Below are 15,999 nucleotides of genomic sequence, written 5' to 3'. Positions count from 1 at the left end.
CCAACGGAGAAGGAATAAAAGTCCTCCCTCCCGTGGAGGATTTAGGAGGGGCTACATTGCGGTAGTAACAAAGGAGCAGGACAATCCCGCTCCTTTTTGATTTGGTTTAGGTGTTATTTATTCGTCGATGCTAAGCCGCTTTTAGCCATCAGCTTAGCTGTTTCTGCCAGTTTAACCATTTCAGCGCGGTAACCTTCGCGGTCTTCACCCTTTGCCTTGCGCGCCAGCTCAATCGCCTGGTCATACGAGGCCTGCTGGCGATAGTCAGACTCGCGGAGCAGCATTCCAAACTCGGCAACCGCAGCCGCAAAGCGGAAATCGTCCGAAGTATTGGCCAGGGCTACCGGCGCATCTGCAACTGTCGTTTGCTTTAACTGGCTGCGGTCTGACGAAGGTTCCTTGTACCTGAATTTGATCGTCATCATTTCATTACCAGTGTAAGTGTTCTTATTTTTATCCGGCTTTTGATACTTTAACGGATCCACAGTCGGCGAGAAACTATCTTCCACCCCGGCAGGGATAATCTCATAAAAAGCCGTAACCGTGTGGCCTACGCCCATATCACCCGCATCTTTCAAATCGTTATTAAAATCCTCTTTATTCAGCAGGCGGTTTTCATAACCTATCAAGCGGTATGCCTGCACTTTAGCCGGGTTAAATTCTATTTGCAGTTTCACATCTTTAGCTACGGTAAACAGTGTTCCGCCAAATTCGCTCACCAGGGTTTTCCGGGCCTCGGTCAGGTTATCTATGTAGGCGTAATTTCCGTTGCCTTTATCGGCCAGGGTTTCCATTTTACTGTCTTTATAATTTCCCATGCCATAACCCAGCACAGAAAGGAACACACCGCTCTTGCGTTCGCGCTCGATCAGGTGTTCCATATCTTCGTCAGAAGAAGCGCCCACGTTAAAGTCGCCGTCCGTAGCCAGGATCACCCGGTTATTACCATTCTTGATAAAATTCTGCTGCGCTACCTGGTATGCCAGTTTAATACCCGCACCACCTGCTGTCGATCCACCGGCAACCAGCTTATCTATAGCTTCTTTAATCGTAGTCTTCTGGTCGCCCGGTGTCGAAGGCAGCACCAATCCTGCAGCACCGGCGTAAACCACCATTGCTACATGGTCTTGCGGACGAAGCTGATCGACCAGCATTTTTAACGAAGATTGCACCAGTGGCAGTTTGTTCGGCGACCACATCGAACCTGACACATCAATCAGGAAGACCAGGTTTGAAGCAGGTAATTTATCGGTATTCACCTGTTTAGCTTTCAAGCCAATCCTCAGCAAGCGGTGCTGCGGGTTCCAGGGCGCAGAAGACAGTTCGGTATGGATAGCAATAGGGCTGTTATCTTTAGGCGCAGGCAGGTTATAGCTGAAATAATTGATCATTTCCTCTACCCGTACAGCATCCGTCGGCGGCAGCTGACCGTTGTTGATAAACCTGCGGATATTGGTGTAAGAAGCGCCATCCACATCAATAGAAAAGGTTGAAAGGGGTTCTTCCGTTGGGTTTTTGAAACCATTTTCGGTGACGCCTTTGTATGATTCATCATTCACATCAGCCTGCGGAATGGGGGCCATGTAGCCGTTTGCCGAGCTTACCCCTCTTACCTGGATACGGGATGTAGCAGAGAGGGTTTGTACACCTGCCACTTTACCCGAGAGTGCCTGCGGCGCCGATGTTACAGAGGCAGCAGCGTAAGTAACGTCGCGTTTCCGTGATACCCCATAACCAACAACAACAACCTCACTTAAACTCTTTGTATCCGCCTGCAAATAGACCCGGTATTTAGAGCGGCTGCTTAACTGGATGTTTTGTGAAACATACCCGATAAAGGATACCTGTAAAATTCCGGTTTCGGGAACGTCCAATTTAAATTCCCCTTTGGCATCCGTCGCCATGCCTATGGTTGTTCCGGCAACCTTTACGGTGGCCCCGGCTATCGGCAGTTTATCTTTCGCATCATAAACGGCACCCGTAATAGCATGTGTACCGCTGGCAAAGCTGGACAGGCTAATCAGTACCAGCAATAGTAAGGTTAATCTTTTCATGGTTGGTTTTGTTTAACTACCTGTAGGATGCAGGCACAAACCAATTTCCATAAGCAGTTAAAAAAAATTATTTTAACCGGGTAAATGATCTGGTCTAAACCGAAGGATAAACACCATAACCCTACCGATGAGCAACTGCTGCAACAGTACCGCGAGACGGGCGAACTGGATATTCTTGGAAGGTTGTATGAACAGTATATGCCTTTGGTTTACGGCGTTTGCCTGAAGTACCTTCAGGATGAAGAGCAGAGCAAAGATGCCGTAATGCAGATCTTTGAAGAACTGATTGTTAAAGTAACCAGGCACGAGGTGAAGCAATTTCGAGGGTGGCTATATGTGCTGAGCCGGAATTATTGCCTGATGCAGCTGCGGGGTGAAAAGAAGTATGAAACGGTGGCGATAGATGACGTTATGGAATCGGCCTTTGTTTTGCATCCTGATACAGATGATAAGGAAGAATATCTGAACGCATTGCAGCGTTGTATGGAAAAGCTGAATGAGGCGCAACGGCAGAGCGTAGAACTATTTTACCTGCGCGAACAATGCTATAAAGAGATTGCAGAAAAAACCGGCTATACGCTGAACGAGGTGAAAAGCTTTATCCAGAACGGTAAGCGCAACCTGAAAATTTGCATGGAGAAACACGGTGGCAGATAAGAAGACAGACATATCGCAGATCAGGAAGTATCTCCGCGGAGAGCTTGATGCCCGTGCCATGCACCAACTGGAGCGACAGGCGCAGGACGATCCATTCCTGATGGATGCCCTGGATGGCTATTCTGCCAAAGCTGACCAGCAACCCAACCTTGATGAGCTACAGCAAAGATTACAAGCCCGGTTAAATGCCAAACAGGCGAAACGTCTGGCATTATGGCCAATGATCTCCGTAGCTGCTTCTGTACTGTTTTTTGTGGCGATAGGTGGCTGGTGGCTGGTGGTTTATCAACCAAGGCAACAACAGCGGGTTGTTACCGGTAACCAGCAGGTAAGGCAGGAACCGAAAACCCCTCCGTCGCCTCAACCGCAGAAAATGCCTGTACCACCAAGCATTATTGATAGCAATGCCATAGCGATTGCCAGGGTGCCGCGCAAACACGAAGTATTAAGACAAAGACGTACAGGCGCTGTTATTGAACCATCAGCGGCCGTCGTTGCTGCTGATGCAGCTGGAGCAGATACAATTGTCAACAAAGGACAGCTGGATGAAGTAAACGTCGTTGGATACGGCGTAGCAAGAAGACGTGAGGTCACCGCTTCTGTGTCAACTATAAATCCTAAACCCGTAGCAGAGGAATTAGCAGGCAGGGTAGCAGGGGTAAATATCCAGCAAAAATCACCTAAAATTATGCTGCGGGGATTGAACACGGTTGATTCGCTTCATAACCCGTTATATGTAGTGGATGGCAAAATTAGAAAAGACATTTACAAAATCAATCCTAACGATTTGGCTTCCGTTAAAGTGTTGAAAAACACGGAAGCTACTGCATTATACGGATCAAAAGCAGCCAACGGTGTGTTGGTGATAAACACCAAAAAGGCTTTAGGCCGTACAGGTAGCGATTATCAATTGAAAGAAGTGCCGATCTCCCAAGGATATGCCAGTACAGGGATGCCGCGTGTGATCAGCGGTCAGGTGGTGGACGAACAAGGCCATCCATTACCCGGCGCACAGGTGAAAGTGGTTGGCAAAAACATTGGGATTGCTACAGATGTCAACGGCCGTTTCCAACTTAACATTGCTGATGGTGATCAGCTTTCGGTAGCTTACATCGGTTACAACAGCAAACAATTGGTACCGGACAGTCGCGACAACCTGAAAGTATCATTAACGCCTTCTTCAGCAGGGCTTTCAGAAGTGGTAGTGGTAGGCTATGGTACTAAAAAAGAGGACGAACAGGCAGAAGAACAGGTAAGTGAAAATGCGCGGCCCTCTAACGGCTGGGCTGCCTATAACAAATACCTGAAAGAACAATCCAAAGTGGATTCAAAAGAACAGACCGGCAAAGTGCGGCTATCTTTCGTGGTGAACCCCGACGGTTCGCTTACCGATTTCCAGATACTCAAAAGCCTGAATAAACCCGGCGATGAAAATGCGATCAGGATCATCAAAGACGGACCGGGATGGAAAGGCGCAACCAATGGCAAATCTGAGAAGGTGAAGATCACCATCCGTTTCCATCAGTAGAAAATTGAACGTAATTTTCCATACTTTTAACGTCAAACCCCTATCTGTATGCGTAAAGTATATCTGTTACTGCTTGCGGCTGCCTTAACGGCAGGGTGTAAGCAAAATACCACCACCAGCAGTTCGACCAGCAGTAGTAATAATGCTGATATCAAAAAACTGTTCGACCAATACTACGAAGACCGCCTGAAGCTTTATCCCTTAGAAGCAACTTACGAAGGCGATAACCGCTTTAATGATCAGTTACCGAATGATCAGTCGGCAGCGTTCAGGAAAGAAGTACATGCCTTTTTAGAACGCAACCTGGATCAGCTGAAAACTTTTGACCGCGAGAAGCTGAGTGAGGAAGACAAACTATCCTACGATATTCTGTTCTACCAGTTGAACACCGCACTGGAAGGACAAAAGCAGGGCATGTATTCGGAATCTTACAGCTATCCGCACCCTATCTACCTGCCGTTTAACCAGATGGTGAGCTTGCCTTTAATTATGGGGCAATTGGGCTCTGGTACCGGCGCACAGCCTTTTAAAACAGTGAAGGACTATGATAACTGGCTGAAACGTGCCGAAGCCTTTAAAACATGGGCAGATACGGCTGTTGCCAACATGGATGCCGGTATCAAGAAGAATATTGTTTGGCCTAAAGCTATTGTGGTAAAGATCATCCCGCAGATGCAAAGCTTCGTGGTAACCAAGCCTGAAGAAAGTTTGTTTTACTCCCCTGTAAAGAGCTTCCCGAAAGATTTTTCTGATGCGGATAAAAAACGCCTGACCGCAGCCTATAAAAAGGTGATCACGACGGCGCTTGTTCCCACCTATAAAAAACTGCACGATTACCTGCAGGATACCTACCTGGCCCATACACGCAGCACGTCCGGCTTTTCGGCCATGCCTAACGGTTCGGCCATGTATGCTTTTGCCGTGATGCAAAACACTACCACCAACAAAACGCCGGACGAGATCTATCAACTGGGTTTAAGTGAGGTAGCACGCATTCGCAGTAAAATGGATAGCATTAAAAATAAGGTAGCTTTTAAAGGCGATCTGAAAGCCTTCTTTGAATACATGCGCACCGACCCGAAATTCAAGCCGTTTAAAACGCCTAAAGAGGTGTTGGATGCGTTTGAGAATATCCACAAGCGGATGGAGCCCAACCTTAAAAAGATGTTTACCCACGTGCCAAAAACACCGTTCGAGATCAGGCAGACGGAAGCCTTCCGCGCAGCTTCAGCCAGCGCAGAATACAACCAGGGCAGTGCGGATGGGAGTCGCCCCGGTATTTTTTACGTACCCATCCTGAATGCTAAAGAGTTTAACGTGACATCGGGTATGGAATCATTGTTCCTGCACGAAGCCATTCCAGGCCACCACTACCAGATCTCGCTGGCACAAGAAAACACATCGCTACCAAAATTCCGCCGCTTTGAAGTGGATAACGCCTACGTAGAAGGATGGGCATTGTATTGCGAGTCGTTAGGTAAAGAGCTGGGGCTATTTGCAGATCCGTACCAGCACATGGGCGCTTTGGGCGACGAAATGCACCGTGCCGTCCGTTTAGTGGTGGATGTTGCTATACATACCAAGGGCATGACGCGCGAGCAGGCCATTAAGTATATGATGGATAATGAAGCGATAGACGAACAAGGCGCAACGGCAGAGATTGAACGCTATATGGCTAACCCTGGCCAGGCATTGGGCTATAAGATTGGTGCCTTGAAGATCCGAGAACTGCGTAACAAGGCCGAGAAAGCGTTAGGCAGTAAGTTCAACATTGGTGAGTTCCATAACCAGATCTTAAAAGACGGTTCTATGCCACTAAGCGTACTGGAAACCAAGATCAACACCTGGATAGAAAGCCAGCAGAAATAAACCTAAAAAACACTTACGCAAGAAAGCCCCTTCCGGGGCTTTTTGCTTTTATACCGATTACAGAAACATTGTCATAGTTTTTACCCCTACCTCCTCCTTCCCTTGGGAAGGAATAGCACATGCCCTTTTCCTCCTTGCGCACGTTTTTAACGAGTCTTAACGTTTCTTAGCGATTGAATCGCTCTTTTTTAAAGGCACGCGTTGCAAACGCGCGCCAGCGGATGTTTCCAGGCGTGAAGGAATCGCACATGCCCGTTTCGTTAATTTTATTGGTTGATCTTCTGATCAATATAACCGAATACCTTTTTCAATACCGGCGTGGTGCGCGCTTTCAGATTCTGCCGGATGTTCAGCTCCTGCAGGGCGATTTCGTAGAACAACCCGCTGATGGCTTTCTGGGTAACATAATCGTCCAGTTCAGGGTTGATCTTATTAAATGTTAACGGGATTTTATTGTATTGGGTAGCCAGTTGCCCGTAAAGCCGTGTAGCCCCAACTTTACTCAGGCTATTGGTAATTACCGGCTTAAACTGCTCCGTCAATTCGTTAGTGGTGGTACGGCGAAAATATTGCGTAGCAGAACTATCGCCACCCAGTAAAATGTTAGCAGCATCCTGCACGGTCATCTGCTTAATGGAGTTGATAAAAATCGGTTTGGCTTTTTGGGCGGCGTCTTCCGCAGCGCGGTTAAGCGACAGGATGGTATTATCGCACAACTTACCTAAACCTAATTTCCGCAGGGTTTTTTCCGCCTTCTGTGCCTCTGGTGGCAGCAGGATTTTTACAGCAGCATTTTTAAAGAAACCGTCTACTGCGGATAGCTGGTCTGCGCTTTTTGTGGTGCCGTTTTCCAGCGCCTGTTTAAGCGCGGTAACCATTTCTGTATTGGTCGGCAATTTGATCTGCCTGGCCGGTGCGGTATCAAAACTACTCAACGGAATAATAACCGAGAGCAGTAAAACGGTAAATAATGTCTTTTTCATAGATGGTTAAAAGTAGCAAATAAGTAGTTGCTACCCCTAACGTTACTGTAAAAAGTGTATGATAGAGAATACCGCAGCTGCAATTACAGCAGAGATAGGAATGGTGATAATCCAGGCCCAGATCAGGTTAATCGTTACGCCCCAACGTACCGCAGAAGCACGCTTGGTTAAGCCAACACCGATGATTGAACCGGTAATAGTATGCGTAGTAGATACCGGGATACCAAATCGCTCTGTAATAAACAGGGTAATAGCGCCTGCAGTTTCGGCACTCACACCTTCCAGCGGGGTTACCTTGGTAATTTTAGTACCCATGGTTTTTACGATCTTCCAACCGCCAGACATGGTACCTAACGCGATAGCGCTATAACAAGCTAACGGAATCCATTCGGGCATTTTAGTACCGGGGTGAATCACGTTTTGCGAGATCAGCGATACATAAATGATACCCATTACCTTTTGCGCGTCGTTACCGCCGTGTGCAAAACTCAGCGCGCCAGAGGATACCAGCTGCAGGCGTTTGAACCATTTTTCAGCAGTAGCAGGCCTGGCATTTTTTGAAAGGTGGAGGATAATAATGTTTACCACCACACCGATAAACAAACCAATTACCGGGGCCAGGAAAATAAATGCAATAATTTGCAGGGTTGGGCCAAGGTTAACGGCATCAATCGGGTTGGCATGCATAAACAATGCGTTGGTCATACCGGCGCCGGCGAAACCGCCGATTAGCGTGTGTGATGAACTTGACGGAATACCAAACCACCAGGTGATCAGGTTCCAGGTGATGGCCGCTATAATACCTGCTAGGATCACATAAATGGTAATAAAGTGCTCCGGAACGGTTTTGGCAATGGTATTGGCAACTTTATGGTCTTTAATTAAAAAGTAGGCCAGAAAGTTAAATGCGGCAGCCCATAGTACCGCCTGGAAGGGCGTGAGCACTTTGGTAGATACAATGGTAGCAATGGAGTTTGCAGCATCATGGAAACCGTTAATAAAATCGAAGGCTAAAGCCAGAATTACTACGGCAACAAGTATGGAGGTAACCATGCGGGTTAAGGGTAAGCTTAGGCGTTTTTAACTAAAATAGATTCCATTACGTTAGCAGCGTCTTCGCACATATCGGTAGCAGTTTCCAGCGCAGCCAGTATCTCTTTATGCTTAATTACTTTAAGGGCATCTTTTTCGTAAAGGAAAAGGTCGGCCACGGCACGGTCAAACACGTAATCTGCCTGGTTTTCCACACTGTTGATGCGGATGCAAGAGTCGGCAATATTACGGATGTTCTTCAGGTCGCGCAATTCCTTTACGGCTTTCTCCAGATCAATACTGGCCTGCAGGATCAGGTCTGAAAGCTTGGAGATTGGTTCGCTCACCTCTTCGATGCGGTAAAGCAACATGCGGTTGGCAGAACCCTGGATATTATCGGCCACGTCGTCAATGGCAGAAGCCAGCGCGTGGATATCTTCACGATCAAACGGGGTGATGAAGTTCTTACCGAGTTCCAGGTAAACCTGGTGAGTAATTTCGTCACCTTTGTTTTCAAGTTTGTCTATTTGTTTAAACAGTTCTTCCCTGGTTGCCGTGTTATTAGAATTTACGGCATCCACCAACACTTTGGCCATCTCTTTAACATTGGCCGCGGCCTGCTCGAACAGCGGAAAAAAAACTTTTTTGTCCTTTGGAACGAAATACTGGAATATGCTGTTTAGTGACATACTTAAAATTTTGACAAAGTTAAAAACCAAATGTTAAGTTAATGTTAACTCCTTAGCGTCGGTATCGGCGGGAAAGGAAGCTGCTGTTTCACCTTTTCTAATGTAAACCCAAAAGTCGAGCCAATACCCTCCGTGCTTCTTACATTAATGGTTTGCTGGTGCGCTTCAACAATATGCTTTACGATAGCCAGGCCCAAACCAGAGCCGCCAATCTCTCTCGAGCGGCTGGTATCTGTACGGTAAAACCGCTCAAACAAGCGTGGCAGGTTCTTTTCCTCGATACCGAAACCATCATCTGTAACCTCTACCAATACCTGATCATGCAGTTCAAAAAGGCTAACCGCGGCTGTTCCGCCCTGGCGCCCATACTTAATGGCATTATCCAGCAGGTTCACCAGTACCTGGCTTATTTTTTCGCGGTCGGCGGTAACCATAATCGGTTCGTCGTACTTTTGTTTAAACAATAATTTAATATCGTGCTGCTTGGCTTTAAACTCTAAGGCCTCCAGCACCTCTTTAATTAAATCATTGATCTTGAACTTTGTATAATTTATCGGAATCTCGCCCGATTCCAGTTTAGAGATCTCGTCCAGGTCTTTAATTAAATAGGTTAGTCTCCCCACATTTCTCGAAGCCTTTTTCAAAAACTGCTCAGCCATGTCCAGGTCCTCAAATTCGTCATCCAAAATAGCATCAATATACCCCTGAATAGCAAAAAGCGGTGTTTTAAGTTCGTGCGAGATGTTGGAAAGAAATTCTCGTCTGAATTTTTCCTGGTTGCGCAGTACCTCAATCTCTGTTTTCTTCTCTTTCGCCCATTCCTTCACTTCCTGCTGCACGTCTTTAATCGGGTCGGCGCTGGTGATGTGTTCGCCCAAAGCATCGCGCAGGTCGCGGCCAAGCTTCAGGTTATGGATCAGCTTGTAAATGATCTTTATTTTCGAATAAACATACTTCTCTATCAGGTAGTAGAAAACTACAAAACTTACCATAAAGGCCACACCGAAGGTTACACCTGCGGCATGCCAGTTCTTCTGGAAATAATAATTCACGGCAGCCATGCTAACCGCTACTGCCAGGGCATTAATTAAAACAAGTACCCGAAGTTTCATAACGTAAAGTTACTTATAAATAATGATGCGCCATCTGAACGCCCATTTCCATTGCAAGCGGTAATTACTGATATCCGCCTTAGCCAGAAGCTGCACCAGTTCGCTGCGTTTAAAACTCTTCCTTACAGACAGCGGCCCGTCATGCTGCGCCATTTTATTGCTGGTGAACAATCGGGTGATGGCCAATACTGCGCCGTACAAAACCCAGTGACGGTGCAAATCGGTAATCACCACGCGCTGGCGGCAGGCAAAAAACATCCGCCTGATTAGTTCAACCCAAGCCTCGTCATCAAAATGGTGACTAAACAAACTGCACAACACCACATCAAATTGCTGTTCTTCAAAATCATGCTTCAACACATCAGCTTTGGTGTAGCTGATCTCCGGAAAGGGATTGGAACGCTTACGGGCAAATTTAACTGCGGCTGCCGAAGCATCAACCCCGTGCAATTTTAAGTTTATGTTATTTTTTCCTGCCCATTTTGCAATTGCAATCAGCGTGTCGCCGCCACCGCAACCCCAATCGCTAATATGGAACCCTTGCTGCGGGTCACATTCCTGAAGTGCCTTGATCACAGATTGATGCCCGCCGAACAGCGCGTTCATTTTCCCCAGGCCATGCAACACCCCGTCAACTTGCTCTCCCGGCAGGGAAAAATCGTCCATTATTTCTGCATCAAAAGCACGGTTCCTTAACAATTCCATACATAGTTAACCGAAGGGCTCACCATGTGTTTTACTCATCAGGTAACGTGTTAGGGGCGGAAGCATGCCGAGCGTGCGGAGTGTTAACGCGGTAGTCGTATTGTTGCCGAAAAGCCGTTGCAGTTGTCGACCAACCCACAACCTTTTGGCAAACTGCTTGTTCCAGGCAGCGGTGTATTCCTGCTCTAACAGCGCTCTTTGTGAAGCACTGAAATTAGCAGACTGGTAGTGCTTAATAATGGTTTCTGATAAGATCTTGGCAGAATGGATCGCCATGGTCATGCCGTTGCCGCAAAGCGGGGCGATCATCCCGGCTGTATCGCCGCTCATAAGGATGTGTTCCTCTACCGGCTGTTTTTTTTCGAAGGATATTTCATTGATCACCTCGGGGCGGTCGAGCAAAAACTCCGCCTGTTCGAAATGCCGCCGCAGGTAGGGGTTTTTCAGAATTACATTTTGTTCGAGGGCCGGTAGTGATCCTTGCTTCCGCAGGTCGTCCCGGTGGGCAAGGTAACACATGCAATAGCGGTCGCCGTCTACTTTGCTTACCCCGCAGTATCCGTTCTGATAGTTATTCAGCTGGATCACGTCGTTAGGGAAATCCATCCTGACGTGAAACTTCACCGCCAGGTAGGGGCTACGCTGATAAAAGAATTTCCGCTTTAGTTTCTGATCCAGGTTGGCACGTTTACCAAATGCACCTATTACCAGCTTTGAAGTCAACACCTGGCCAGGAATTTTCACCTCGAACACATCATTCACAAAAGCAATATCTTCTGCTTTGGTACCGGTAAGAAAATTTACGCCTTCGGCCTTCGCTTTTTGATAAAGGTAATGGTCCAACGTATAACGGCTAAGGCCAAAACCTCCCAGATCCAATTGTTGCGTAAGCTTTGTGCCAGACACCGCCGTTACTTCCAGGCGTTGTATTTGCGCCGGGCCAAACTGCGCTACATCAATCCCAAGCTTATCCAGCAAGGGAAGTACTTCATTGGAAATATATTCGCCGCAAACCCGGTGAAAAGGGTAGGTCTTACGTTCTATCAGGGTTACCTTCAGCCCCGCACGGTTCAATTGCAGTGCGTTGAACAATCCGGCCAGGCCGCCACCGATGATAATGACATCATCCATAGCTTAGCTGTATTGTAAAACCATGCCTTCAACGGTAAGCCCCGGCCCAAAAGCAAAGCTAACCACATGCCCGCCGGGTTGGCCGGGCTGGTCCATCAGCGCCTTTAACACAAAAAGAATCGTAGCAGAAGACATATTTCCGTACTTGCGCAAAACGCCATAGGCGGTGTCATTGCTTTCTTCTGGTAGTTCCAGCGCCTGTTCTACGGCCTCGAGTATCTTCTTGCCACCGGGATGGATAGCGTACGCGCAAACATCAGCAGCGGTTAAACCGGCATTTGTCAGCAGGTTTTGATACACCGGCTTTATGGAACTTTTGATTTGCTTTGAAACTTTAGAGGTCAGCCGCATCTCGAAACCGGTATTACCCACATACCAGCCCATTTCGCTGCGGGCTTCGGGTAAAAATTCAGAATAAAAGCTATTAAGCTTCAATACCGAAGTTTTAGCGTTGTCGCTATTTTCTATCAAAACAGCTGCGGCACCGTCAGAGAATAACGAGTTTGCTACCCAGTTATCAAGCGTATTATGTTTTTGAAAGTGGAGCGTGCAAAGCTCTACACTTACTACCAGTACCTTTGCTTCGGGTTGTGCCGTGCAAATATATCCGGCAGTTTTAAGCGCGTTGATGGCACCGTAGCAGCCCATAAAATTGATACAGGTACGCTCTGTATAGCGGTTAAGGCATAGTTGTTCTACCAGGTCAATGTCCAAACCAGGGGCATACATACCCGTACAGCTTACGGTGATCAGGTGGGTGATCTGCTTATACCTGTCCGCATCTTCACCCAGGCAATTCTTTACCGCTTTCTTAGCAATTTGTACCGCTTCGGCCTGGTAAAGCTGCATCCGCTTTTCGGTAGAAATAAAAGGCTCCAGCGTGCTGTTCTTCTCAAAGAAAGCAAAGTCAGCCGGATCATCAAAACCAAAATCGGGCACTACAGAATAGCGCTGCTCAATACCCGAATGTTCATAAATAGACCGTAAACGCGATGTATTGGTTGCATCGAGCCCGAAGGCCTTAGCCATAAACTTAAAAATCTGCTCCTGCGGTATACAATACCGGGGATTGGCCGTCCCGATAGCAGTGATGCAACTGGTCATTTATTACTTATTGGTTTGCACTTCTACGTTCACTGTAGCCTCATCAGACAGGATCAGGCTTTTACCGCCTACTCCAAAATCGCGTCTGTTGATTTTAAACGAACCTTTAAACAATGCCGAAGAACCATTTTCGGTATAAGTAAAAGGCACCTCTACAGCTTTTGTCTTATCTTTTATAGTTACGTTAAAAATGCCTGTATAGTTGTTGCCACCATTAGATTTAAATGAAACAGACTTCATCGTGATCTTCGGATACTTCTCAACGTCGAAATAGTCTGGCTTGCGCAGGTGGTTATCGCGCATGTTATTATCCGAATTAATGCTTGCAGCGTCGGCAGTGGCCTCAATACTGCTGGCTGCTAAATGCTGCGTATCAAAATTAATATTGGCTTGAACACTTTCGAATTTACCATCAGTGTTGATACCCATATTTTTGATGTGGTAAGTAACGGCCGATTTAACAACCGTATGTTTAGTTTGGGCAAAGGCGTTTACGCCGATAAATAGAGCGGCTAAAATCAATAGTTTTTTCATGTGTCTTGAACTTATTTCAAACATAATAATTTAATTGACTGAACTTATATTACTTTAGTTTAATGACCTTTAGACGATTATGGCCTACCCGTTCTGCTTTTGCACATTTACGGTTAGTGTTTTCTGTTTTTCTGCTACCTGTATACCTGTTTGCTTTTAGCCAGGTAACAGCACGGCCGCTAAACCATCCATGGCTGATCTTCTTCATCTGGCATTTCCTGGCTTTTCCGGCCAGTAATGGGTACAATAGTTATTTCGACCGCGACGAGGAGAGCATCGGCCTGATGGAGCATCCGCCCGAAGTAGATATCACCCTGTATTATCTCTCCATTTTTATAGAAGCTTTAGCATTTGTTTTAGGCTTCATCGTATCGTGGCAATTTGCCTGTGCGGTATTGCTATACGGCATCCTGTCGAAATTATACAGCCATCCTGTTACCAGACTAAAGAAATATCCTGTGATCAGCTTCCTGACGGTGTTCATCTTTCAGGGTTGCTTTATTTACTGGACCACGTACACCGCCTTAGCCGGACAAGACCTGTTTAACGGTTGGAACATGCATTTTATTATCGCGGGGATGATCTGCTCATGCCTCATTGGGGCATCATACCCACTGACGCAGGTTTATCAACATGCAGAAGATGGCCGCCGCGGCGACCGTACGCTGAGTATTGTACTGGGATATAAAGGCTCCTTTATTTTTTCGGGAGCCTTGTTTGCCTGTGGTATCGTTCTTACATTTCTGTATTGGCGAAATATCAGCTTGCTGCCATTCTACTTATTTGTTGGTTTCGCCTTACCGATCTTCTTGTTCTTTAACTACTGGTTTTACCAGGTAAACCAAAACACCGCTAATGCCAATTACAAAAATGCCATGCGCATGAATTTCCTTAGCGCGGGGTGTATGTTGGGTTATTTCGCTTTGCTCGCAGTGGCAGCCTATTTTAAGTTGAAGCTATTGTTTTGACTTCAGCTAAATCCTCTCAAATGGATAAGGAGTCATGCGCCTAAAATTACCGCCTCAATTATTCCTTTACATCTTGTTCTTCCTGCTCGGCTTCTTCTGCTACCTGTTCTGTCAGTTCCACTTTCTGGTGCTGGAACGGGATTTCAATATGATTGAACCCATGCTTCCGTAAAATATTGGCAAAGTGTTTCTGCGTTTCAAACTCGCCGTGGACCAGGAATAGCTTTTTTACCTGTGCAGGGTCCTGGCAGGAAAGAAATTTCAGCAAGTCTTCGTAATCGCCGTGCGCACTCATTGATTTGATGGATTTTACCTCGGCAACCACCTCGTATTCTTCGTTAAAAATATTGATGTAACGGTCGCCTGCCAATAATCTGCCGCCTAATGACGATGGTTCGCAATAACCCACCATCAAAATGGTGTTGCGCGCCTGGCCGATGTTATTCCGGATATGGTGCCTTACCCGGCCCGCCTCGGCCATGCCGGAGGAAGAGATAATTACCGCCGGCCGCGGATCATCATTTAGCGCGATGGACTCCTGGGTAGATTCGATAAACCTTAGCCCTTTAAAGCTGAACGGATCGGAATCTACCTTCAGCACTTCATTTACCGAACTGTTGTAAACTTCGGGGTGTTCTTTAATCACCTGCGTAGCCTGGCTGGCCAAAGGGCTATCTACATAATACGGTACATCCGGCAGGCAACCTTTCAGCTCAAGCGCATTTAAGGCATATAAAATCTCCTGCGTACGGCCTACACTAAAAGCAGGGATAATTACTTTGCCATGCCGCACCTTACAGGTGTGCTGGATGATATCGTGCAGGGCATTTTCAATGGGTTTTAATTCTTTGTGTAATGAATCGCCATAGGTAGATTCCATCAGGATATAATCTGCCTGATCAAACGGCTGCGGGCTGCGCAGGATCATGTCGCCATACCTGCCCACATCACCGCTGAAGGTTACGCGAGTATACTTTCCATCCTCAAGAATGGTAAGGTTTACCGCTGCGCTGCCTATTAGGTGCCCTGCATCCGTAAATTTAAGTTTTACACGCGGGGTGATTTCATATTCCTCATTGTACTCCACTACCTTAAACAAGCTTAAGGCAGCCATGGCATCGTCTTCGGTATAAAGGGGTTCTTCGTGCGGCTGGCCGTCTTTCTTTAGGCTGTTCATGTACTCCGCGTCAGACATTTGTATCCGGGCCGAATCTGCCATTAAGATCCGCGCCAGGTTCATGGTAGGCGGGGTACAAAATATCTGCCCTTCAAAACCCTCTTTCACCAGCCTTGGGATCAACCCGCAATGGTCGATATGTGCATGTGAAAGAATCAAATAATCAACTTTTTTGGGGTTGAAGCCGAAATGTCCGTTCAGGTCATCTGCATTATACAGGCCCTGAAACATGCCGCAATCTAAAAGTATGCTGGTGCCATCATTCAACTGAAGCAGGTGTTTACTGCCGGTAACATTACGCGCCGCACCGTGAAAAGTAATATGCATAGGTTTAATTTATGTAAGGATAACTTAAAAAAGCATTAAAATGTTCTTTTCAAAAAAACTTGCTAACTAATATATTAGTTGTAACTTTAATTATCATTAGCCCGCTTATCGTAGAAGGGCCTATTAGCG

14 protein-coding genes are annotated in these 15,999 nt (G+C 46.7%); 4 read left to right on the top strand and 10 right to left on the bottom strand.

Annotated features, from left to right (window positions below; genetic code table 11):
• Window positions 1–113: 113 nt before the first annotated feature.
• A complete protein-coding gene (locus MUY27_RS12275; RefSeq protein ID WP_245130322.1) occupies window positions 114–2,054 on the bottom strand; it encodes a vWA domain-containing protein in 1,941 nt (646 codons plus the stop codon).
• 84 nt (window positions 2,055–2,138) lie between these two features.
• Between MUY27_RS12275 and MUY27_RS12270 the strand changes: the two genes are divergently transcribed.
• From MUY27_RS12270 to MUY27_RS12260, 3 genes are read left to right on the top strand one after another with little or no spacing between them, the layout of a single operon-like run.
• On the top strand, window positions 2,139–2,711 hold the full coding sequence (locus MUY27_RS12270; RefSeq protein ID WP_245130321.1) for an RNA polymerase sigma factor: 573 nt from the start codon (window positions 2,139–2,141) through the stop codon (window positions 2,709–2,711).
• The gene (locus MUY27_RS12265; RefSeq protein WP_245130320.1) at window positions 2,701–4,239 is read left to right on the top strand and encodes a TonB family protein; all 1,539 of its coding nucleotides are present in this window, start codon (window positions 2,701–2,703) and stop codon (window positions 4,237–4,239) included. The genes MUY27_RS12270 and MUY27_RS12265 overlap by 11 nt, the downstream gene beginning before the upstream one ends.
• A gap of 48 nt (window positions 4,240–4,287) precedes the next feature.
• Entirely contained in the window at window positions 4,288–6,108 is a 1,821-nt protein-coding gene (locus tag MUY27_RS12260; RefSeq protein ID WP_245130319.1) for a DUF885 domain-containing protein, read from the top strand.
• Window positions 6,109–6,374: 266 nt separating this feature from the next.
• Here MUY27_RS12260 and MUY27_RS12255 read toward each other — a convergent pair whose 3' ends face one another.
• From MUY27_RS12255 to MUY27_RS12220, 8 genes are read right to left on the bottom strand one after another with little or no spacing between them, the layout of a single operon-like run.
• Window positions 6,375–7,091 carry a DUF4197 domain-containing protein gene (locus MUY27_RS12255; RefSeq protein WP_245130318.1) on the bottom strand — a complete coding sequence of 239 codons (717 nt, stop codon included), beginning with the start codon at window positions 7,089–7,091 and terminating at the stop codon, window positions 6,375–6,377.
• Between the two features lie 42 nt (window positions 7,092–7,133).
• Window positions 7,134–8,144, bottom strand: a complete 1,011-nt coding sequence (locus tag MUY27_RS12250; RefSeq protein WP_245130317.1) for an inorganic phosphate transporter — start codon at window positions 8,142–8,144, stop codon at window positions 7,134–7,136.
• A 17-nt stretch (window positions 8,145–8,161) separates the two neighbouring features.
• Complete coding sequence (locus tag MUY27_RS12245; protein ID WP_245130316.1) at window positions 8,162–8,812, bottom strand: DUF47 domain-containing protein; 651 nt, start codon at window positions 8,810–8,812, stop codon at window positions 8,162–8,164.
• 44 nt (window positions 8,813–8,856) lie between these two features.
• Window positions 8,857–9,924: a sensor histidine kinase gene (locus MUY27_RS12240; RefSeq protein ID WP_245130315.1), complete on the bottom strand. Its 1,068-nt coding sequence runs from the start codon at window positions 9,922–9,924 to the stop codon at window positions 8,857–8,859.
• Window positions 9,925–9,933: 9 nt separating this feature from the next.
• Window positions 9,934–10,629: a methyltransferase domain-containing protein gene (locus tag MUY27_RS12235; protein WP_245130314.1), complete on the bottom strand. Its 696-nt coding sequence runs from the start codon at window positions 10,627–10,629 to the stop codon at window positions 9,934–9,936.
• Window positions 10,630–10,635: 6 nt separating this feature from the next.
• A complete protein-coding gene (locus MUY27_RS12230; protein WP_245130313.1) occupies window positions 10,636–11,760 on the bottom strand; it encodes an NAD(P)/FAD-dependent oxidoreductase in 1,125 nt (374 codons plus the stop codon).
• 3 nt (window positions 11,761–11,763) lie between these two features.
• Window positions 11,764–12,864 carry a type III polyketide synthase gene (locus MUY27_RS12225; RefSeq protein ID WP_245130312.1) on the bottom strand — a complete coding sequence of 367 codons (1,101 nt, stop codon included), beginning with the start codon at window positions 12,862–12,864 and terminating at the stop codon, window positions 11,764–11,766.
• Window positions 12,865–12,867: 3 nt separating this feature from the next.
• Window positions 12,868–13,398, bottom strand: coding sequence for a YceI family protein (locus MUY27_RS12220; protein ID WP_245130311.1), 531 nt, complete (start codon window positions 13,396–13,398; stop codon window positions 12,868–12,870).
• A 62-nt stretch (window positions 13,399–13,460) separates the two neighbouring features.
• Between MUY27_RS12220 and MUY27_RS12215 the strand changes: the two genes are divergently transcribed.
• The gene (locus MUY27_RS12215) at window positions 13,461–14,366 is read left to right on the top strand and encodes a UbiA family prenyltransferase (protein WP_245130310.1); all 906 of its coding nucleotides are present in this window, start codon (window positions 13,461–13,463) and stop codon (window positions 14,364–14,366) included.
• 58 nt (window positions 14,367–14,424) lie between these two features.
• Here the strand turns inward: MUY27_RS12215 and MUY27_RS12210 are convergent, their stop codons facing one another.
• Window positions 14,425–15,870: an MBL fold metallo-hydrolase RNA specificity domain-containing protein gene (locus MUY27_RS12210; RefSeq protein WP_245130309.1), complete on the bottom strand. Its 1,446-nt coding sequence runs from the start codon at window positions 15,868–15,870 to the stop codon at window positions 14,425–14,427.
• Window positions 15,871–15,999: the final 129 nt, after the last annotated feature.

The sequence above is a fragment of the Mucilaginibacter straminoryzae genome, assembly GCF_022953055.1.
Lineage (GTDB): Bacteria > Bacteroidota > Bacteroidia > Sphingobacteriales > Sphingobacteriaceae > Mucilaginibacter > Mucilaginibacter straminoryzae.
Note: the sequence above shows the minus strand (reverse complement) of the source record. Positions and strands in the feature narration are given on the sequence as shown.

What these genes read in the sequence shown, in the direction of transcription:
- MUY27_RS12220 (WP_245130311.1), bottom strand. Translation starts at nt 13,398, where the DNA reads ATGAAAAAACTATTGATTTTAGCCGCTCTATTTATCGGCGTAAACGCC.
- MUY27_RS12245 (WP_245130316.1), bottom strand. Translation starts at nt 8,812, where the DNA reads ATGTCACTAAACAGCATATTCCAGTATTTCGTTCCAAAGGACAAAAAA.
- MUY27_RS12210 (WP_245130309.1), bottom strand. Translation starts at nt 15,870, where the DNA reads ATGCATATTACTTTTCACGGTGCGGCGCGTAATGTTACCGGCAGTAAA.
- MUY27_RS12255 (WP_245130318.1), bottom strand. Translation starts at nt 7,091, where the DNA reads ATGAAAAAGACATTATTTACCGTTTTACTGCTCTCGGTTATTATTCCG.
- MUY27_RS12230 (WP_245130313.1), bottom strand. Translation starts at nt 11,760, where the DNA reads ATGGATGATGTCATTATCATCGGTGGCGGCCTGGCCGGATTGTTCAAC.
- MUY27_RS12240 (WP_245130315.1), bottom strand. Translation starts at nt 9,924, where the DNA reads ATGAAACTTCGGGTACTTGTTTTAATTAATGCCCTGGCAGTAGCGGTT.
- MUY27_RS12235 (WP_245130314.1), bottom strand. Translation starts at nt 10,629, where the DNA reads ATGGAATTGTTAAGGAACCGTGCTTTTGATGCAGAAATAATGGACGAT.
- MUY27_RS12250 (WP_245130317.1), bottom strand. Translation starts at nt 8,144, where the DNA reads ATGGTTACCTCCATACTTGTTGCCGTAGTAATTCTGGCTTTAGCCTTC.
- MUY27_RS12225 (WP_245130312.1), bottom strand. Translation starts at nt 12,864, where the DNA reads ATGACCAGTTGCATCACTGCTATCGGGACGGCCAATCCCCGGTATTGT.
- MUY27_RS12260 (WP_245130319.1), top strand. Translation starts at nt 4,288, where the DNA reads ATGCGTAAAGTATATCTGTTACTGCTTGCGGCTGCCTTAACGGCAGGG.
- MUY27_RS12275 (WP_245130322.1), bottom strand. Translation starts at nt 2,054, where the DNA reads ATGAAAAGATTAACCTTACTATTGCTGGTACTGATTAGCCTGTCCAGC.
- MUY27_RS12270 (WP_245130321.1), top strand. Translation starts at nt 2,139, where the DNA reads ATGATCTGGTCTAAACCGAAGGATAAACACCATAACCCTACCGATGAG.
- MUY27_RS12215 (WP_245130310.1), top strand. Translation starts at nt 13,461, where the DNA reads ATGACCTTTAGACGATTATGGCCTACCCGTTCTGCTTTTGCACATTTA.